General features: G+C 38.8%; 14 protein-coding genes and 1 pseudogene. 7 read left to right on the top strand and 8 right to left on the bottom strand.

Annotated features, from left to right (window positions below; all coding sequences use genetic code 11):
- Nucleotides 1-372: 372 nt before the first annotated feature.
- Entirely contained in the window at nt 373-1,743 is a 1,371-nt protein-coding gene (locus RMY16_RS06425; protein ID WP_322735657.1) for a calcium-binding protein, read from the bottom strand.
- A 128-nt stretch (nt 1,744-1,871) separates the two neighbouring features.
- Between RMY16_RS06425 and RMY16_RS06420 the strand changes: the two genes are divergently transcribed.
- Both RMY16_RS06420 and RMY16_RS06415 read left to right on the top strand, forming a co-directional pair.
- On the top strand, nt 1,872-2,288 hold the full coding sequence (locus tag RMY16_RS06420) for a DUF2809 domain-containing protein (RefSeq protein ID WP_322735656.1): 417 nt from the start codon (nt 1,872-1,874) through the stop codon (nt 2,286-2,288).
- On the top strand, nt 2,266-2,493 hold the full coding sequence (locus tag RMY16_RS06415) for a DUF167 domain-containing protein (RefSeq protein ID WP_322735654.1): 228 nt from the start codon (nt 2,266-2,268) through the stop codon (nt 2,491-2,493). Before RMY16_RS06420 ends, RMY16_RS06415 begins: the two co-directional genes overlap by 23 nt.
- A gap of 122 nt (nt 2,494-2,615) precedes the next feature.
- Here RMY16_RS06415 and RMY16_RS06410 read toward each other — a convergent pair whose 3' ends face one another.
- On the bottom strand, nt 2,616-3,227 hold the full coding sequence (locus RMY16_RS06410) for a glutathione S-transferase family protein (protein WP_322735652.1): 612 nt from the start codon (nt 3,225-3,227) through the stop codon (nt 2,616-2,618).
- 200 nt (nt 3,228-3,427) lie between these two features.
- On the opposite strand from RMY16_RS06410, the gene RMY16_RS06405 reads away from it, so the two are divergent.
- The 4 genes from RMY16_RS06405 to RMY16_RS06390 all read left to right on the top strand — a co-directional run bounded on the left by RMY16_RS06405 (nt 3,428) and on the right by RMY16_RS06390 (nt 6,059).
- On the top strand, nt 3,428-4,129 hold the full coding sequence (locus tag RMY16_RS06405) for an SOS response-associated peptidase (RefSeq protein ID WP_322735724.1): 702 nt from the start codon (nt 3,428-3,430) through the stop codon (nt 4,127-4,129).
- A 155-nt stretch (nt 4,130-4,284) separates the two neighbouring features.
- Nucleotides 4,285-4,806: a photosystem I assembly protein Ycf3 gene (locus tag RMY16_RS06400; protein ID WP_322735650.1), complete on the top strand. Its 522-nt coding sequence runs from the start codon at nt 4,285-4,287 to the stop codon at nt 4,804-4,806.
- Between the two features lie 104 nt (nt 4,807-4,910).
- Nucleotides 4,911-5,201, top strand: a complete 291-nt coding sequence (gatC, locus tag RMY16_RS06395; RefSeq protein WP_289797570.1) for an Asp-tRNA(Asn)/Glu-tRNA(Gln) amidotransferase subunit GatC — start codon at nt 4,911-4,913, stop codon at nt 5,199-5,201.
- 597 nt (nt 5,202-5,798) lie between these two features.
- Nucleotides 5,799-6,059, top strand: coding sequence for a MoaD/ThiS family protein (locus RMY16_RS06390; protein WP_322735648.1), 261 nt, complete (start codon nt 5,799-5,801; stop codon nt 6,057-6,059).
- A gap of 61 nt (nt 6,060-6,120) precedes the next feature.
- Here RMY16_RS06390 and RMY16_RS06385 read toward each other — a convergent pair whose 3' ends face one another.
- Nucleotides 6,121-6,978, bottom strand: coding sequence for a lysophospholipid acyltransferase family protein (locus RMY16_RS06385; protein WP_322735647.1), 858 nt, complete (start codon nt 6,976-6,978; stop codon nt 6,121-6,123).
- 268 nt (nt 6,979-7,246) lie between these two features.
- Nucleotides 7,247-7,567: pseudogene (locus RMY16_RS06380) on the bottom strand (hypothetical protein); the annotation flags it as partial.
- Between the two features lie 199 nt (nt 7,568-7,766).
- Between RMY16_RS06380 and RMY16_RS06375 the strand changes: the two are divergent.
- The gene (locus tag RMY16_RS06375) at nt 7,767-8,183 is read left to right on the top strand and encodes a (2Fe-2S) ferredoxin domain-containing protein (protein WP_322735645.1); all 417 of its coding nucleotides are present in this window, start codon (nt 7,767-7,769) and stop codon (nt 8,181-8,183) included.
- A gap of 180 nt (nt 8,184-8,363) precedes the next feature.
- On the opposite strand, the gene RMY16_RS06370 is transcribed toward RMY16_RS06375, so the two are convergent.
- The 4 genes from RMY16_RS06370 to RMY16_RS06355 form a co-directional block, all read right to left on the bottom strand.
- Nucleotides 8,364-8,948 (bottom strand): nuclear transport factor 2 family protein, encoded by a 585-nt coding sequence (locus tag RMY16_RS06370; protein ID WP_322735644.1) that lies wholly within the window; start codon nt 8,946-8,948, stop codon nt 8,364-8,366.
- A gap of 603 nt (nt 8,949-9,551) precedes the next feature.
- Nucleotides 9,552-12,560 carry a calcium-binding protein gene (locus tag RMY16_RS06365; protein WP_322735643.1) on the bottom strand — a complete coding sequence of 1,003 codons (3,009 nt, stop codon included), beginning with the start codon at nt 12,558-12,560 and terminating at the stop codon, nt 9,552-9,554.
- A gap of 735 nt (nt 12,561-13,295) precedes the next feature.
- The gene (locus RMY16_RS06360; RefSeq protein WP_322735642.1) at nt 13,296-18,722 is read right to left on the bottom strand and encodes an AAA family ATPase; all 5,427 of its coding nucleotides are present in this window, start codon (nt 18,720-18,722) and stop codon (nt 13,296-13,298) included.
- A 185-nt stretch (nt 18,723-18,907) separates the two neighbouring features.
- On the bottom strand, nt 18,908-19,444 hold the full coding sequence (locus RMY16_RS06355; RefSeq protein WP_322735641.1) for a nucleotidyltransferase family protein: 537 nt from the start codon (nt 19,442-19,444) through the stop codon (nt 18,908-18,910).
- Between the last annotated feature and the right edge of the window lie 191 nt (nt 19,445-19,635).

Genomic DNA, 19,635 nt, shown 5'->3' with positions numbered 1-19,635 from the left:
ACTATATGATTAGTTTTGATTATCATTTACCCAAAATTGCAATTATCAAGATAATTTTAGAACGTTAATCAATTAGAAAGAATTAAGATGTGTTGCTCCTGAAGATAAGTACTGGCTTGTAAAAAGTCTCATATCGGATAAAGGAGAACACGCAGCCGTGTTCCCCTAGCCAAGAGGAAAAGTATCCTTGAATCTGGCTTCTGATATTAGTACTTTCTTAAGTTGACAATGTTTTTATGCAAAACTGACTCCTAGTGTATAAGAAAAATCAGGATTAGAACTGCTACCAGAGAAAGTTCCGCCATCTTCAGGCAAGATAACCCTTCAGGGCTGACGAATGTATTGTTTGTAATTTATCCAGTATTTTTCCGCTCATAGAAAAGTGAAGCTGTCACTATCAAGCGCGAGACCCACTACCCCCTGCACAATACCGATGATCTCATCTTGCTCTGCTCCAGGTTTGTCTAAAAATATTCGTGTGTTGCTTCCAACAACTTGCAAGCGGTAATCTTGTGAAAATCCGTTGAGTTCAATTCGGTCTTGGCTAGAGTTGAAGTCAGTAATAAAAGCCAAGTCTCCAAAACCAGGATTCGTAGTATTGTTATCGTCGTAGAAAACATTTACAGCGTCCCCCAGGATAAATCTATCTACCCCAGCCCCGCCAGTCAAGTTATCAATTTCCTCTAATCCGGGTGGAAGCGGACTACCAGGAAAAGTACCGATGAGGATATCATTTCCAGATCCCCCATTGAGTATTTCATTGCCCGGCCCGCCTTGTAGGCTATCATTGCCGTCCTCACCATTGAGGATATCATCGCCATTACTACCGTCTAACGTATCATCGCCTACTCTTGCATTTAAAGTGTTATTAGAAGTATTACCAAAAAGTAAATTGTTAAGACTGTTACCTATCGCGATCAGGTTGCCACCTTCCCTCAGCCTTAGGTTCTCCAGATTGGCTCCTAGTGTGTAATTGACAGAAGACCGGACGGTATCTATGCCTGAATTCGCAGCCTCTGTAATGGTATCAAGATTAATGTCAACAAAGTAACTATCGTCACCGACTCCTCCATTCAAAGTGTCAATACCTAAACCGCCGTCAAGTGTATCATTGCCATTATTACCGGATAATCGGTTATTTTGGTTATCGCCAACAATGCTGTCATTTGCATTTGTGCCGATGACATTATCAAAGTTGACTGCGTTAAATGACAATCTTCCTAAACCAGGAACGTTATTGGCAGCTAAACTTTGGGTTTGCAGATTAGCGGTGACAGATACCCCAGGTAAAGATTGGGATGCATCGATGGTGTTGTTGGCAACATTAGGATTAGCAATAACCTTTTCCACTTTAAATAGTAGGTCTTTTCCCAATCCTCCAGCTTTTTGGATGGTTCCAATACCTGATAAGGTAATGGTTTGATCTATTTGACTGTAGTCTGCGGTATCAATGCCATCTCCACCATCCATGTTGTCGTTACCCTGACTGCCTTCGAAGGTGTCACTGCCTGCACCACCTTTTAAAGTGTTGTTTCCTGTACCCCCATCAAGTGTATCATTGCCATCTCCACCGCTGAGACTGTCGTTTGCAGTCCCACCTGCGAGGGAATCGTTACCAGCCAAGCCATTCAATATATCGTTACCGGAGGTACTATTGGCGTTACCACCACTAGCCCAACCAACTATAGTGTCATTTCCCGAACTCCCATTTATCGTGTCAGGATTTGTAGTACCGAAAGCCATATTATCTCTCCTAAATTTCTCACTAAATATGTAAGTTCAGCATCAATCAAAGAACTATTTCTCAGTTCAATGTAGATTACTTGTAATTTGCGTAATTTCATGTTAAAAAACATTAACTATTTAAGAAAATGCTTCGCTACCGTAACCAAACAATATTGATTATTATTTCTGTACTCATTGTTGTACCGATGGGATTTTTGTTTAAGTATTATTATGGGCCTGCCCATCACTGGTTTAATGACTACGGAGCAGCGGTATTTTACGAAATATTTTGGTGCCTGTTCGCATTTTTATTTTTCAGAAGTCGCGCAGCAGTAATCCAAATTCCTATATGGGTTTTTGTCATCACCTGTATACTAGAATTCTTGCAACTTTGGCATCCGCCGCTATTAGAGCAAATTCGCGCCACCTTGATAGGTAAATTGTTACTTGGTACGACCTTTGTGTGGTGGGATTTTCCTCATTATGTATTGGGTTCTGTTTTAGGCTGGTTGTGGCTGCGACAATTACACAAAATAGGTTATGCAAAAAAAAGTCAAGGTTAAACCTAATTCAAAACACCAAAAAATTGAAGAAAAACCTGATGGTAGTCTGACTGTTTATTTAAAATCGCCTCCAGTTGATGGTAAGGCTAATGAAGAGTTAATTAAACTACTAGCAGATAAATTTGATGTACCCAAGTCTCATATCAGAATTAAGTTAGGTTTGTCCTCTCGGCAAAAGCTAATGGAAATTGATAAGGATACCTAACTGCTGCTTAATAATACCTTTTTTGAATACTTTGCTGCCTTCTGAATATGAGCTATACTCCACCCAGTACATTCTCTACTAGAGACAATAAACGAGAGATAAATACTTGCAAAATCTAATTTTTATGCTTGTGTAATACTGATATACCTTGGTTGAGTTTTTACTCTTTCTATCCAACCTTGGATAGCAGGATATTGTGTTAAATCAAACCCACCTTCATCAGCTACATGGGTATAAGCGAACAATGCGATATCAGCAATCGTGTAACGCTCTCCTACAAAAAAATCTTGAGAAGTTAAGTGTTTATCCATCAAGCTAAGTGCTGCATAGCCTGGTTCACGTTTTTGTTTGATAGCTTCACTATATTCTTCAGTTTTACCTAAAATAGAAATCCACAATCTTGATGTAGCAATAAAAGGCTCATGGCTATATTGTTCAAAACATAACCATTGCAGTACCTGCGCTCGTAAAAAGCGGTCATAAGGTAAAAACTCTGTACCTTCACTCAGATAAACCAATATGGCATTTGATTCTGCCAAATATTTCCCTGGCTCGATTTCTAGAACAGGTATCTTACCGTTAGGATTTTTACTTAAAAATTCTGGTGTTCGAGTCTCGCCTTTCAAGATGTTAAGCTCTATCCTCTCAAAAGGTATACCTAGCTGTGTCAATAAAAGACGTATCTTATAACCATGACCAGAAGGTAAAAAATCGTACAGATGCAGTAGTTCCATGTTAAAATACAGTTAGGAATATGTTGAGAAGTGAAGGTTCAAAATACAATATTTTACCAAAAGATTTTCCCAAAACCGGATATTTTTTTTGTATTTAGTATCTGAACGTACTACAGGAAATTATTCGAGAAAATAAAAAAAAATATTAATTTATTTCTAGATTGAGATGTTTAATTTAGTTAATGGTCGAAAATAAAACTATGTGTGGAAGATTTACTCTAAACCAGTCGGCAGAAGGATTGTCTGAAATTTTCCATGTCGAGTCAGTTCCCGATTTGGCAGCGGAATATAACATTGCGCCTACGCAAATGGTGGCGACAGTGTTGCAAAATCCCGAAAGCGAAAAGCGGGAATTTAAGCAGTTGCATTGGGGATTAATTCCGTCATGGGCGAAAGATGCAGGAATGGGGGCAAAGCTGATTAATGCTAGGGCAGAAACTGTTGCCGAAAAACCCGCTTTTCGTTCGGCTTTTAAGCACAGGCGCTGTTTAGTGTTAGCTGATGGCTTTTATGAGTGGCAACGCCAACAAGGTAAGAAGCAGCCATTTTATTTTCGTCTCCAAGATGGGCAGCCCTTCGGTTTTGCAGGTTTGTGGGAGAGATGGCGTTCGCCTGATAACGAAGAAATAATTTCTTGTACAATTTTGACAACGGCAGCTAACGAATTACTCCAACCCATCCATGAGCGGATGCCATTAATTTTGGAGCCACAAGATTACGATTTATGGCTAGATTCCCAAGTGCAAACAGCCCAAACCCTACAGCAGCTATTGCGTCCTTATCCAGCGCCAGCAATGATTGCATATCCAGTTAGCACCTTGGTAAACAACTCTCGACATAATAGTTCAGAATGTATCGTACCCCTCAGTGAGAAGAACGCCCCCGCAAATCAGTTAAATTAACTATTGAGTGAACTAGGAAATTGGGGAGATGAGGGAGCAGGGGAGCAGGGGAGCAGGGAGGAAGTTGCAGTAGGTCTTTCCCCTGTGCCTGTGTGCCACTCTGCCACTCTGCCTCTTGTGCCCCCATGCCCAATGCCCAATACCCAGAGAGAAATATGCCAAGAACACAAAAAAACGATAATTTTATTGACAAATCCTTTACTGTAATGGCGGATATCATTCTGAAGATTCTGCCAACCAACAAAAAAGCTAAAGAAGCGTTTGTTTATTATCGAGATGGTATGTCAGCCCAAGCGGAAGGGGAATATGCTGAGGCATTGGAATACTATGAAGAAGCTCTAACACTAGAGGAAGATACCAACGATCGCGGCTATATTTTCTACAATATGGGGCTAATCTATGCCAGCAATGGCGACCACAACAAAGCTTTAGAACTGTATCACAAGGGAATTGAGTTAAATCCACGTATGCCCCAGGCCTTGAACAACATCGCGGTGATTTATCACTATCAAGGCGAAAAAGAAAAAGAAGCTGGAAATAACGAGGCTGGCGAAGCACTTTTTGACCAAGCAGCAGACTATTGGATTCGAGCTATTCGCATGGCCCCTAATAACTATGTCGAAGCTCAAAACTGGTTGAAAACCACTGGGCGATCGCAAATTGACGTATTCTTTTAGTCATTAGTCATTAGTTCTTTGTCATTTGCTAAGGACTAATGACCAATGACCAATGACCAATACTTCAACTACGCTTAGTACAAGTGACAAATGACAATTAATTTATGATTGACCAAGAACAAGTTCACAAAGTAGCTAATCTTGCTCGTTTAGAATTGACTCCAGAAGAAGAGAAACAATTTACTACCCAGTTGGGAAGTATTCTGGACTATATTGAACAATTAAATGAACTTGATGTCAGTAATGTGCTGCCAACAACACGCGCAATTGATGTCAGTAACATCACACGAGAGGATGAATTACAACCCTATCCCGACCGGGAAAGTATTCTCAACAGTGCGCCTGAACAGGAAGGCGAATTTTTTAAAGTACCAAAAATCCTCAATGCTGAATAGTCAAACAATTTGGAATTTTAGATTTGCAATTTTAGATTGACAATAGCGCAGCGTAAAGCCTTCTCTTTTCCCAAAGGGAGAAGCTACGCGTAGCTTGTTTCCATAAAGGTTACGAGAGGCTTGTCTGCGACACTTGCAGGAGTACGCCAAGGTATGGCAAGTTTTAGAGATGCTATCGCGTAGCTTGCTTCTCCGTAGGAGTAAGCTTAGAGGATGTTTGAAAAGTGTTTGACTATGATTTTAATTGCGTTGTTACCCCCCTTAATCCCCCCTTATAAAGGGGGGAAACCGGAAAATCTAGTTCCCTCCCCTTTATAAGGGGAGGGTTAGGGTGGGGTAAAATCTTGGGTTTTTCTGCTATTTCAGACTTGTGTGTACACCATAGCCTTTATAAGGGGAGGGTTAGGGTGGGGTAAAAAATATTTGATACACCAATCACGACTTTTCAAACATCCTCTTAGAGCAAGCCCTAACAACGTATACTCAGATTTGTTTTACAAGGGGCGGGGAAGCAAAACATACATAAGTTATGTTGAACATTTGTTTAAATTATTGGCAACTATTAAAACACTTGCTTGTACCGCCAAAGTATGTTTTATGTCTAAATCTGTAATCACCGTTACCGTCAAATTGTTCGCTGCTTATCAAGAAGCCTTTAAAGTTTCGGAATTAGTACTGGAATTTCCTAATAGTATGCCAGTCAAAGCAGTATGCGATCGCCTCATAGCTGAACACCCTGAACTCTCACAATGGCGCGATATAACCCGTTTTGGGATTAATTTGATATTTGTCGAACCAGATACCTTACTACAAGATGGGGATGAGGTTGTGTTGATTCCACCAGTCAGCGGTGGCTAGGAAAATAGTTAGGAGTTAGGAGTGAGAAATTAAAGATTCAAAACTCCTAACTTATAACTATTCAAAGAGAATTGGTCTTAGCAGTTAGCTTTATTAAGTTATCTAACTCTTGCTGCATCTGACTAACAACTAATTCATAACATTCATCGACATAATGGCGATCGCTAGCTGCTTCACGGCCGTAGCGTTCAAATATAATTGGTAGACAAACCCGCGTATATATGGGCACTGGCAATGGAATATTGGGTAATGGCCCAATTGCTAATCCCCAAGGCAGTCCGAGATAGATTGGAAAAACTTCTGGGTCGATACCTAATAGCCAAGGCATTCCCCATTCGTGGAGTTGCCGCGCAACTTTGTAGCAGTCAGCGATAACGATGAGTGTATCGTGAGCGCCCCAAGAAATCACAGGCACAATCGGCACATTTTCCCGTAACGCTAACTTGATAAATCCTTGTCGCCCCGCCAAGCAGATTTTGTTACGTAAATAATGCGGTCGGAAGACATCTTCGGCTCCACCGGGATAAACTAGCACACTTGCTCCAGAGCGTAAGGCAGTGTAAGCCATTTTTGGATGGGCGATGATTGCTCCAGCCTTGGCAACCAGTTGCGCTAGTGGCGGGCTAGCTTGCCAAACCTTGGGATGCATCAAACCATAAATGGGTTTCTCTACACCAAATCTTCGGAACCAGTCGTACATCATCATTGTCATATCCGGGGCTGCGAGTCCCCCATTGTGCGAACCGACAAATAGGACTTTTTGTTGGGGTGGAATATTATCCCAGCCACTAGTTTGAACTCGGAAATAGTAGTGATACAAAAAGCCAAACAGGGGCATCAGAGATTCTATGAACTTTGGATCTCGCTCATCCAAAGACCAACCGAGTTTTTTGTTTAATAAATGTTGCTTTTTTGACATCGAGGCATTCTAACAGCATTGGCAAAGTTCAAACAATCCCTGGTCTAGATATAACTCAATACGGTTGGGTTAAAGCTAAAACTCTGTATTAAAGTCAACGTAGATGCGTAGTAGTAAATAGACCACGCGTTAGGGGCGCAAGGCCTTGCGCCCTTACGACAGGTGTGGTTCAAATACATGAAAACTGCTGTAATTGCGCTACTAAGTCTCTAAATTACTTTCCACTCACATTTCTATTGCCACATCGCAGCGATTAATTTGGTGATGTTTATGGAGTAGTTGCTGATTTTGAACGCTGCTGTTGGTAAAAACCGACAACTTTTTGAAGATATGTAGCAGTAAATCCGCTGTTGCAGCCTGTATAGCTGCCAGTCATCCACCAGCAACCGACGCCACGCACAGCAGCAGTTTCATTATTATTAGTGGCGATAAATTGCTTGTTAAACTCACGGCGCGTGATGCAGGATACAACTTGGCGTGCCGTTGCGGGGCTATTTTCAAACTGTGTTGGTGTTAGTTCTTTTTTAAGACAATGTTTCGACCAGCCTTTGAGGGTTTCTGGTTTAACTTGCCATTCCATATAGTTTCCCAGCGAGTGGGAACCCCTAGATTGTAATACTGAGTGGCAATTAAAGATAGTAATATCATGCCCTCTTAGCGTCCATAAGTGAAAATTCTACATAATCTACAAACGACTTGGCATAGACTAGCATTTCTTGGGCGTTCTAGTAGAACAGACTAAACAGGAAATTTACAATATCTTGTTAGAGAAATAAGTGGGGTAGTCCATGAAAAAATTCCTACAGCGTATTAAAGCATTACTCAAACGTATCCTCAAGAGGCCTGCATCCAATTCTCAGCAACCATTGCCTCTAATAAATACTCGATCAGAAACTTCTATTCCAACTGTTTCTCCCCGATGGGAATCTGGTTTGGTGCTTGTGTGTTCGCAATGTGCAAACGAGCAGTTAAGCTCAACCGCTTCCGAAGATTTAGAGAATTGGTTAAAATCTCGTTTAAAGTTTGAGGGATTATGGGGTGATTTTCGGGTAGTTAGCACCAGTTGTTTAGGAGTTTGTCCCCAGATGAGCATTACCGTAGTTATTGTAAGTCATGGAAGTCACGGAAATAGCCCATGCTTAATTGTAAATCCTCGAAGCGATCGCGAACTTCTGTATTCATATATCAAACAGCATAAAAGCTAACTGCAAAGGGTTGCTAAAGTTTAAAGTTATTGGATTCAGAACTATATTTTATCTCGCACTATATTTTGAACGAGTGCCAACCAAAAAAAAGGATGAATATTTTTCACCCCTTTTTCCAGGTCATCAGGGAGGTAAAGAATACTTATCCAACCCGTATTATTATCATTCCGATCTAAATAATTATTCTTTTAAACGAGGTATATTTGGTCTTACAAAAGTAGGTGAGGAATTAGCATTTCGAGCATTAGTGCTTGAAGACGTAGTTGGGGAGCTAAGATTCAGGAAATCGATGAGTTTAAGGGTACGATTACGAATTTTCCAGCGTCCATTTCTGTTGACAACTTTATCTTCATAAGTGCCATTAGCGACATCAATGCTGGTTTCCGAGCGTTTGTGAGTCGCATGGAGGTAAGAAGTCATCCTTGCTTGATTATTTTGAACTGAGATGTTTATTGTACCCATCAAGTGTTGAGTAGCTGTATAACCATTTCCTTGAAATACTGAATAGACAAAATCTGCCCAAGAATCTGTCCCATAATTTGTTTGAGTTGCACCATCAGGAAAAATGGCAGTGAGAACTGCATCTTGAGTAAAACAATCTCGATAAATATTCTTTCCTTCTTGGATATCTCCTCTACCAATAGCGTCAGTTCCCAAAGCGTAACAGGATGTTAATTTTTGAATTTCTAGTTCCGCACTAGGTTGAGCTGCACTTGCTAGTTCAAACTTACCTCCAACAAACAGCACAAGAGTGACTGCAAGCACAATCAAAGTTATACGATTTAACAGGAACGAAATAGTTTTTGAGACTATTCCCCTATTTTCTCTTCTTTTTTCCACAAGATGACTCCCTTAATTATTTACAACTTTTGCATCTTGTACTTTACTACAAACTAAAGTTTGGGCTAAAATTATTAGCCCATCAAAACTGTCTAATATGCTTGTAGATTTCACTAGTAATTGACTTTTATATCTGCTAGAAAATCTTTTTTCTAGTAAATGATAAACCTAGTACATACAAGAGTTGATGTATATAATTAGTTATAACAGTTAATTATTAAGTTACAAGTGCTAATTTTGACTAATTTTGTGTTGATTTGATTAAGTAATCAAGTCACTACTTACATACAAAACTTACGCAACCATCAACATTGAGGAACAGTAAATTTCTCGAAAATTCACTTTATCAAAATTGCCAATGCAGATATAAACTAATTTAACCAAGAATACCGCAAACCGCCCGCACCCATGCCGAAAAACCCAACACATACCTCTATTAACACTAATTGCATTGATAATCGAATGTGAGGTGCTCTTTTGGGCACCTCACAACCTATACTTAGAGTGATAGTAGAGCGCTAATCACAATTAAACGACCACAAAGTTGTTTTCGGTTAGTGTCACATTGCCCAAAAGTTGTGCAAACTTTACCTGAGTAAATTCACCCACACTGCCATCTGCATCAAAGTACAATGCACCTGTAATATTGTCATAGATAAATCGTTGATTACTTGTCGTTGCAGATGTTCCGATTGTAAACTGATTAGCTGAGGATAACCCGCCATTAAAACCAGCAGCCGATACCTGAATTAGGTCATTGGTGGCGTTGAAGTCATAAATAGTATCAACACTTCCATTGTAACTATTGAAAACAAAGGTATCAGTACCAATTCCTCCATAGAGACTATCATTACCCTCGCCACCTGTGAGGATATCATTGCCATCATCCCCAGAGAGTAGGTTATTGCCTGAATAGACAGCAGCACTCAAGCTATCATTACCTGCACCGCCAATAATCGTATCATTGCCACCATTGCCAGAGAGCGTATCGTTGCCATTGCTCCCCACAATATTGTCATCGTACTCTGTACCTGAGATATATAATCGTTCGATATTCTTGTAGCTAACGCTATTCGTGCCCGCCGTCATTAAGCCAATGTTAGTACTGGCATTGAATGCCGTTGTGATTCCCTTTGTAGCATAAAAATAGACGGACAATAAATCGTCACCCTTACCCCCATCTATCGTATCATTGCCACTGTTACTATAATTGGAATTATCATTGTTCCCGGAGAGCGTATCGTTGCCATCGTTCCCCACAATGTTGTCATCGTACTCTGTACCTGAGATATATAATCGTTCGATATTCTTGTAGCTAACGCTATTCGTGCCCGCCGTAATTGAGCCAATGTTAGTAGTGGCATTGAATGTGGTTCTGATTCCTCCACTAGCAAACCTGTAATTGGCGGACAACAAATCGTCACCGTTACCGCCATCTATCGTATCTTTGCCACCATTGCCCGTGGAGAGCGTATCGTTGCCATCGTTCCCCACAATAAAATCATCGTACTGTGTACCTGAGATATTTAATCGTTCGATATTCTTGTAACTAATGCTATTCGTGCCTGCCGTAATTGAGCCAATGTTAGTAGTGGCATTGAATGTTGTTGCGATCGCCCCTGTAGCATAATAGGTGTAATCGACGGACAACAAATCGTCACCCTTACCCCCATCCATCGTATCTTTACCACCATCCCCCGTGGAGAGCGTATCGTTGCCATCGTTCCCCACAATAAAATCACCGTACTTTGTACCTGAGATATTTAATTGTTCGATATTCTTGTAGCTAACGCTATTCGTGCCCGCCGTAATTGAGCCAATGTTAGTAGTGGCATTGAATGTCGTTGTGATTCCTCCGGTAGCATAATAGTTAAAAATGACGGACAACACATCGTTACCCTTACCCCCATCTACCGTTTGTGTAATTAAATCAGAGGCGGCAGAAGGTTCGGATAAGAAGTTTAGATAGAAGGAATCATTACCATCGCCCCCAGAGAGTAGGTTATCGCCTGTCGAACCGCTAGCATCCAAGGTATCATTACCAGCGCCTCCGTTAAGGGTGTTATTGCCTAAGGAGCGATAGTCGTAGTAGAAGTCGCTAGCTCGATTCTCATAGCCAGAGATGTCAAGAAAATCATTGCCATCGCCCCCAGAGAGCAGGTTATCGCCTCTTGAACCGCCAGCACGCAAGGTATCGTCACCAGCGCCACCGTTGAGGGTGTTATTACCAGATGAGACAGAGTTGGTGGAAGAGGAGAAGTACGGGTTGCTACCTCCATACAGATAGCCAGAGATGTCAAGAGAATCATTGCCATCGCCCCCAGAGAGCAGGTTATCGCCTTTTGAACCACTAGCACTCAAGGTATCGTTCCCTGCACCACCATTGAGGGTATTATTACCTAAAAAGAGAAGGTCATCTTTTTGTGGGCCGTAGAACGAGCCGGACTCATACTGGTAGCCAGAGGCAAAGAGAAAATCATTGCCATCGCCCCCAGAGAGCAAATTATCGCCTAGTAAAGAGTCAACGTTCAAGGTATCATTACCAGCACCACCGTTGAGAGTATTATTGCCCGCACTACCCCTCAAAAGGTCGTTGCCACTCTTGCCATCAATAATGTCATCACCCCCCTGACCATTGATGACATCATCTGAGTTGTCAAAGCCGTTAACATTATTGTCGAGGTCATTAAGAAAAGTAACAGTGTTCTTGTTGAAGATAGTGCTTTGAGTGGAGTTGGCATTGAAGACATCAAAGCTGTCTGTGATGGTAGTTTGCCCATTAAACAAAATATTGCCTAAGTCTACAGCGGCTCCTGTAGATTTGCTCAAGTTTTGCAGGTTTTCCAGGGCAAAGTTTTCCAGGATGAGTTTGTTAGGACTAAACACCCCAGAAAAGCTGATTTCCAGATTGTTGCCATTCTGGATCAACAGTAGATTTTTGGCAGTTAAGCCTGCACCTTGAAATGTTAGGGTGTCCACTTTGGCAATGACTGCTGCTGTCGGGTTTGTTCCTTTTCCTACGCCACCGAAATCAGTGATATTATTATTGTTGTAGGAAAAGGAGGTGTAAACAAATTTATCCTTGCCACCGCCACCTATGAAGATATCCTTGCCATCGCCATCTGTGAGGATATCATCGCCATTACCACCCTTAAGGGTATTATTACCAAAAGCGCCAGAGGCAACAAGAGAATCATTGCCATCGCCCCCAGAAAGCAGGTTATCAGCTGATGAATTGCTAGCATTCAAAGTATCGTCACCTACACCACCGTTGAGGGTGTTTTTGTCACGTTGTTCCTGGAAGTAGTCGGGAGAGGATTTAGAGACAGAGAGAGAATCATTGCCATCGCCCCCATTCAGTAACTTATTGCCTGATGAATCGCTAGCACTCAAGGTATCGTCACCAGCACCACCAATAAGAGTATCATTTCCTGCACCACTTCTCAAAAGGTCGTTACCTGCTTTACCATTGATCGTGTCCGCGCTGTCGCTGCCCATTAGAGTATCATTACCGTTGGTTCCAATGATATTTGCCATAATTTTTACCTACCTAAATCGATTTGTTCAGTAACTTAACTTCAGTTATCAAGTTGATATTTATGCAGTTTTCAGGCACAATAAATTACCAAAAATTGATGTTTTCGGCATCCTTTATATGTTATATTTGAGCAAAAGTAATATTTCTTGAAGAGTTACACCCACTATTGCAATACTTCTGAGTATCACTTATTTGAATTTCTCAAACTATCTAAGTCTTAAGCACTGTACAAATTAATTAGAGTGTAAATTAATGAAAATTAATTGTTTCAGGCTTTTTTAATCATCCTTATTCAGTAAAAATCACTCTTCAAAGTATCAAAAATGTCGGATTAAATGCCTAAAATACATCCATCATATTTATTTTTTGCCAGTGCCTAAATCCTATTAGAAGAAAAATAGTCAGCAGTTGACTCTTGATTGGTAAAAAGATTTTGATGCCCTCCTAGTGGGCTATTATCCGTGGGTGTCTAACTTGAAAATAGAATATCTCAAAAACCTAAAATAACTACATAGTCAATATCTTACTTAGATGTCTATGCTTAAATACTCATCTTTGCATAATCTTTACATTATTGGTTGAGAAATGTATACACAAGTACTTCTTCTTGTGTTTAGGCAATCAGGATTTACGCAACTAGCACAGTCAAGGAAAAATAGAACAAAAATACTACTATGGATAAGTAAGCTTCTTTGAAAAGTGATGAATCTGAGGCTATAACTATCAAAAGTTACTTATTTTCCCAAAATGGGAATAGAAATTATAAATTGTGTCCCTTCTCCCAAAACTGATTCACAAGTCAAATTTCCGCCATGATTTTCAACTATAATTTGCCGACTAATAGATAGTCCTAATCCCGTACCTTTTCCTACGCATTTAGTAGTAAATAAATTTTCAAAAATGCGTTTTTTAACTGCTTCAAGCATTCCTTGAGCATTATCTTGAATCTTAATTACTACCTTTTCATTATCTACTTGTAGATGAGTTTCAATAGTAATAACATTAGGGTACTTTTCTTGAATTTCTAAAAAATCACGACCGATATTTGCTTCTTCTAAAGCATCAATTGCATTTGCAATAATATTCATAAACACTTGATTCAATTGTCCCAAATAGCATTTTACTGATGGTATATCTGCATAATTCTTAATAATTCTAATTGCTGGACGATTATGATCGGCTTTCAAACGATGTTGTAAAATCATCAAAGTACTATCAATACCTTCATGGATATTAGCTAACACCTTAGAGGTAGTATCAGCTCGGGAAAAAGTACGAAGAGATGTACTAATATTACGAATGCGCTGTGTCCCTACTGTCATCCCATCAATCATTTTTGGTAAATCTTTTAGCAGAAAATCTATATCTATCTCTTCGGCTTTTTCTTCAATTTCAGTGCCAGGATTGGGGAATTTTTCTCGGTACAGTTGCAGATAGTCTATTAAATCTTTAACAATATCTTTTGCTTGGGCAATACTACCTGTGATAAAACCAATAGGGTTATTTATTTCGTGTGCTACACCTGCGACTAAATTACCCAGAGAAGACATTTTTTCACTTTGGATAAGTTGTAGTTGCGCCTCTTGTAAATCTTTTATCGATTGTTCTAATTCTTTAGATTTTTCTTGTGCCCTTGTATACAAGCTAGCATTTTCTATTGCAATAGCCATTTGAGAAACTAAAACTTTTAATACCTCTACCCTTTCTAGAACAAAAGCCCCTGATGATAACTGGTTTTCTAAATAAATAATACCAGTTAGCTGTGATTGATACATAATGGGCAAACAAAAGATTGATTTTGTTTGAGATTTTTGGATATAAATATCAAAATTAAAAGGCTCTGTAGCCATTGCATCATTTAATACAATATATTGCTGGGTCCGGAGAACGTAATTAATCACAGATAGCGGTAAATCTTGATAGGTTTCAACAGGAATAGAACGTAAAATCGTCACCACATCGTCTGTAGCATTCCCAGAAGCTTCAATATACAGGTGATTATCTTTAAGTAGAAGTAGTGCTGCTTTTTGGGCGGCAGCATTTTCTAGTAAAATTTGGATCAGCTTACCCAATAAATTTTCTAAAACAATTTCATTAGTAATCGCTTGTGAAAACTTGATGAATGCATTAAAATCTAGAAAATCGCTCAAGCTGCTATTGGTAGTAGTGTTAGTAATAATATGAGTTGTATCAATTTTTGAACTAGTGTTTTCTATGGTAGTAGTTTGTCCTACTAGAAAAACATACTTTGATTCTAAGTGTTTAACTTTAGCGATCGCACCCCAACGAATATAGGCATAATAGGCTTTAGTTATATAAGTTTGATGAATTAATTCTTTACCTAAAGATTGATAGAATTTTCCAGCTAACTCATAGGCTAAAGCTTCTTCTTGGAGAAAACCGTTTGCTTGAGATTTGGCAATCGAGTTTTCATAATAGTCCATTGCTTCTAGCTTTTGACCCAAAACTTGATACCGTTCTGCCTCGACGAGATAAAATCTGTGTAAGTGATTTGTGGGAGCATGAGTAGCCCAAAGTTCCATCTTTTGCTGATTAGCTTGGACTTTTTCTAGAATAGCTTGCTTCTCAGAGTCTTTAGCAGTATGATATATTGCCAAGTGAGCTAAAGAATCGTAGAAATAAAACACTGGGACAACAAACAACCCTGTAACACCACCTAAAGAGTTTTCTGCGATCGCAGCATTTTCTACAGCTTTAAAATACTCCCCAAATATATAAGAGAGCATTAGTTTATTCACAAATAAATGGTTAATTGTGTAAAGGTCATTTACTTGCTGATGAATTGGCAGCATACTTTCCTCGTCGTAGGCTTCTCCAATTAAACAATCCACATTTTCAAAACTTCTTTTCAAGTTCAGCACTGTTTGCAAATACACTGAGTTCCAAGTGAAAGCTACTTGTTGGTTGATTTTTTTCAGCGAATCACAATAAGCTATCAGTTCTTTTTCTAGAACCCAAAGTTCCTTACCTAGCCAAAATGAATGATAGGGATAAATATAACCACAATAACCAGCATATTCTAAATCTCCAGTTTCCAGACCACTAGAATATCCTGACATTGATGATGTTAATGTCTCTCTAATATGGTCTTTCCAATGCATAACATGGGCACTAACAACCGTCAAAATCTTAGCCTTAAGCTCTTCAGCATTAAATTGTGACACCAGACGTGAAGCTAATTTCCCAAATTCATAGCCAGAATCAATTTCTCCTTGAATTCCACAAAGAAGTAATGCATAAAGACTATAACCGTAGGCAGATACAGCCGTATTGCCGTACATTAGAGACAAATTGACCATTTTACAGGCAATAATTGGCATCATTACAGGAGCAGTTTGAAAAGCCGCGGGGAGAACTCCCATTAAGATCCTCATGGCTGCAATCTTGTTAGGATCGGTCATTAATGGTAAATTAATTAAATTCGCAATGGCTTTCCCTTTTAAAGAAACAGCAATTTCATCCATCCCCTGTTGAATATCAGTTGATGTTGGTTCATCTGGAAAACTTATTCCTAATAATTGCAGAATTGATACTGCTATTTGAATGGCTTCCAGTTGTTTGCTTTGAATTATAGAAGCGATAATCTGTACTTCATAAACTTTCACTTTATCTAAAAGAATTTTTGCTTCTTGCTGCACCACCTCAGCCCATTTTTGCATTTGCTCAAAATCACCACCCAGATAGGCTACCTCTGCGGCTCCTTCATATAAACCGATGGTTAAGGTATATTCAGTTTGCCAAGCGTCTATATTTAAAAGTTCTATTCCATTTGTGAAATATTTAAGAGCAGCTTCGTAAGCTGTAGAAGCTTTAGCTTTTCGCCCAGCAATTAAATTTAATCGTGCCAATTCAGTTTTTTCAGATTGATCTATCAGGTTAACAATACCTACATTCAACTGATTGACAATATCAAAAATATTAGCTTCTATTTCCTCTTTAGGTATATTTTGGAGAAGCAATTGCCCAATTTTCAGGTGAGTAGATTTCTTCAGTTCTTCTGGAATCAACGAATATGCTGCTTGTTGTACTCTGTCATGTAAGAACTTGTAACCCACCCGTGAAGTGTCGAAATTTAAATTAACTGCTTCTTCTTGATTAAAAACTAAAGGGATGCGGTAAGCTTCACTTAAAGGTAGAATTAATCCTGCTTGCAAAGCTGAGTGTAAATCATTTGCTGTCAAAGAAGGTGATTTTTCATTGACTATTGATAAAATATCCAGACTAAATCTGTCGCCTACACAAGCTGCTAATTTTAAAACATCTTGGGTAAACTTTGGTAGTTTTTTAACTCGGCTGGCAACTAACTCAACTACATTCTTATCTGTAATTCCAATTGCTTGAATATCCTCTAGGCTCCATTGCCATTCAGCATTAACAAAATCAAATTTTAACAGTTTTTCTTGATGAAGTACCTGAATTAGTTGTGTTATGAAAAATGGGTTTCCACCTGTTTTGTTAAAAATTAGTTCAGCTAGTTTAATAATTTCTTTGTGAAAAGCTCCTGTTTCTTCATCCTGCTTAATATCTATTTTTTGAAGAGTTTCGGCAACTAGCTGAGTTACATTATCTAAATTTAAAGGTTGCAATATAATATTATTAACAACGGTGACACTATTTTTAATCTCTTCTATTTTTTGGATTAAAGGATGTGCTGAACTAACTTCATTATCTCTATATGCCCCAATAAATAAAAAGTATTTGCTATCAGTGTCAGTTATGAGTAGTTGAATTAGATTTAAAGTGGCTGAATCTGCCCATTGTAAATCATCTAAAAAGATGACTAATGGGTGTTCTTTTTGAGTAAAAACTTGAATAAATTCTTTAAAAATATGATTGAAGCGATTTTGTGATTCTGTTGCACCGATTTGGACAACTTCTGGCTGTGTACCGATGATTAATTCTACTTCTGGAATTACATCAGTAATAACTTTTCCATTTGTTCCTAAAGCTGATAAGATTTTATTACGCCATACTTCTATTTTTTCATTATTCTCGGTCAGCAAATACCGCATTAAATATGCAAAAGCTTGAATTAAAGAAGCATAAGGTATATTCCGTTTTAACTGGTCAAACTTACCAGAGATAAAGTACCCTTGTTTGCGAGTAATGGGTTTATTAACTTCGTTGACTAGAACTGATTTGCCAATTCCAGAATAACCAGAAACTAGCATCATTTCACTAGTTCCAGATGTAACTCTCTCAAATGCAGCTAAAATTTGATTAACTTGTTCTTCACGACCATATAATTTTTGAGGAATTAATAACTGGCTCAATATATCCAAACGACCTGGAACAAAATCAGTAATGATTCCCTTAGTTTCTAACTGCTTGAGACAAGATTTTAAATCTGCTAATAATCCTGTAGCACTTTGATATCTATCTTCCGCATTTTTTGCCATCAGCTTCATCACAATTTCAGAGATAGCTGTAGGAATTTGTGAATTTAGTGATTGCGGGTTTCTCGCTTGAACTGCAATGTGACTATAAACTACTTCTAGGGGGTCTTGGCTAACAAATGGTGTTTTATCAGTAAGCATTTCATATAAAGTTACACCAAGGGAATAAAAGTCAGTACGATAATCAAGAATACGATTCATTCTCCCAGTTTGTTCAGGAGACATATAGGCAAGTGTGCCTTCAACGCAGTTAGGGTTATTAAATTGGGGATTTTCGTTATTGAGACGGGAGGCTATACCAAAGTCAGCGAGTTTAACAATACCTGTCTGGGAGTTAATTATAATATTATTGGGTTTGATATCTTTATGAATAATCTGGTTATTATGCAAATAATCTAAAGCTTTAGTCAGTTGAATAGCAATTTTTAAATGGTTAACTAAGTCAAGTTTTTTTGTTTGTAAAAGTTGAGTTAAAGACTGACCACCAAAGTCTTCTAACAACAGCCCTACACGGTTTTCAAAAGTTTCTAGACTGAGAGCTTTAACTATATTGGGATGGTCTAAACCTTGCTGAATTTGATACTCATTTTTAAGGCGAGTAAAGGCTTCAAGAGTCGGATATTCATTTTTAAGCAGCTTGAGGATAACTCGCTGTTGCGTCTTTGGCATTTGTGCTTGATAAATAATTGTTTGGATTCCTTCGTAGAGAGTCGAGTTGATTTGGTATCCAGTGCGATTTGGCATTGATTTTTGCCTATAAAGTTATAAAATTAGCATCATCCCTGTTCTATCGTGAAAGGGGTTCTAGTTTAATTATTCCCAATACGTAGAAAATTATTAACATTGCGCTTCGGTATCCAAGAGTTGTAAATTAAAAAGTGATTATTTCCTGGTAACGGCAACTAGTGGCTAAAATCTGACTGTAACTTTTACGCCAACTGCAGATAAGGACACTTCTGTAAAAATCCAGATGCCTTATTATGTGCGTCTAAATTATAAGTATGCGTTGGCGTAGGTCGAATAATGCCACCAAATAAGTCATCCAACCCGTAGGGTGTGAAAAATTGCCATTGTCCTTGGGTATTTAGTCTAACTCCCACAGCGGTAGCGGTGTGCAGCCAATCTGCGATGCCATCCTCTGTACTAGTATAAGGTCTGCTGCCAAGACGCCAACGAGCAAAACTGGCTTGATTTTTTACATCAAACTCGTCATGAGGAAATTGTTCTGTGAGAGTTGCCTTTGCTGCTAGTTCTTGAGAACGGTTCCCCTCTATATCAAAGAATGCAATATCAAAATCTTTAATACCTAATCCACAGTCATTGCCAAAAATTGAAGACCAAATGGTGTTTCGGACTGCACCCCCTGCTAACCACCAGTTAGGTAGATTTAGTTGAGCGATCGCAGGTAATACTGTATTAATACGTGTATCAGCTAAAATCATTTGTAGGCGAGTGTTACTATTCATATCAAATTCTTGGGATTGTCAAGTAGAAGGTGAAAATATTATTATTTATACTTCATTAAACTTACGGTATTGATAGTCCTGTTGTGACACTTTGCAGGTCAATGTTTATCAGGATAACTTCTGTATTCATAGTATAAAGAAAACAGGTTACACAGAAGGTTAAATTGTGAATTTAGAATTTAGAATTTTTA

It is taken from the genome of Nostoc sp. DedQUE12b (assembly GCF_034530835.1).
Classification (GTDB): Bacteria; Cyanobacteriota; Cyanobacteriia; order Cyanobacteriales; family Nostocaceae; genus Nostoc.
This window is presented reverse-complemented; position numbering and strand designations above follow the sequence as displayed.

What these genes read in the sequence shown, in the direction of transcription:
- gatC (WP_289797570.1), top strand. Translation starts at nt 4,911, where the DNA reads ATGATTGACCAAGAACAAGTTCACAAAGTAGCTAATCTTGCTCGTTTA.
- RMY16_RS06415 (WP_322735654.1), top strand. Translation starts at nt 2,266, where the DNA reads ATGCAAAAAAAAGTCAAGGTTAAACCTAATTCAAAACACCAAAAAATT.
- RMY16_RS06375 (WP_322735645.1), top strand. Translation starts at nt 7,767, where the DNA reads ATGAAAAAATTCCTACAGCGTATTAAAGCATTACTCAAACGTATCCTC.
- RMY16_RS06355 (WP_322735641.1), bottom strand. Translation starts at nt 19,444, where the DNA reads ATGAATAGTAACACTCGCCTACAAATGATTTTAGCTGATACACGTATT.
- RMY16_RS06400 (WP_322735650.1), top strand. Translation starts at nt 4,285, where the DNA reads ATGCCAAGAACACAAAAAAACGATAATTTTATTGACAAATCCTTTACT.
- RMY16_RS06390 (WP_322735648.1), top strand. Translation starts at nt 5,799, where the DNA reads ATGTCTAAATCTGTAATCACCGTTACCGTCAAATTGTTCGCTGCTTAT.
- RMY16_RS06420 (WP_322735656.1), top strand. Translation starts at nt 1,872, where the DNA reads ATGCTTCGCTACCGTAACCAAACAATATTGATTATTATTTCTGTACTC.
- RMY16_RS06405 (WP_322735724.1), top strand. Translation starts at nt 3,428, where the DNA reads ATGTGTGGAAGATTTACTCTAAACCAGTCGGCAGAAGGATTGTCTGAA.
- RMY16_RS06410 (WP_322735652.1), bottom strand. Translation starts at nt 3,227, where the DNA reads ATGGAACTACTGCATCTGTACGATTTTTTACCTTCTGGTCATGGTTAT.
- RMY16_RS06365 (WP_322735643.1), bottom strand. Translation starts at nt 12,560, where the DNA reads ATGGCAAATATCATTGGAACCAACGGTAATGATACTCTAATGGGCAGC.
- RMY16_RS06360 (WP_322735642.1), bottom strand. Translation starts at nt 18,722, where the DNA reads ATGCCAAATCGCACTGGATACCAAATCAACTCGACTCTCTACGAAGGA.
- RMY16_RS06425 (WP_322735657.1), bottom strand. Translation starts at nt 1,743, where the DNA reads ATGGCTTTCGGTACTACAAATCCTGACACGATAAATGGGAGTTCGGGA.
- RMY16_RS06385 (WP_322735647.1), bottom strand. Translation starts at nt 6,978, where the DNA reads ATGTCAAAAAAGCAACATTTATTAAACAAAAAACTCGGTTGGTCTTTG.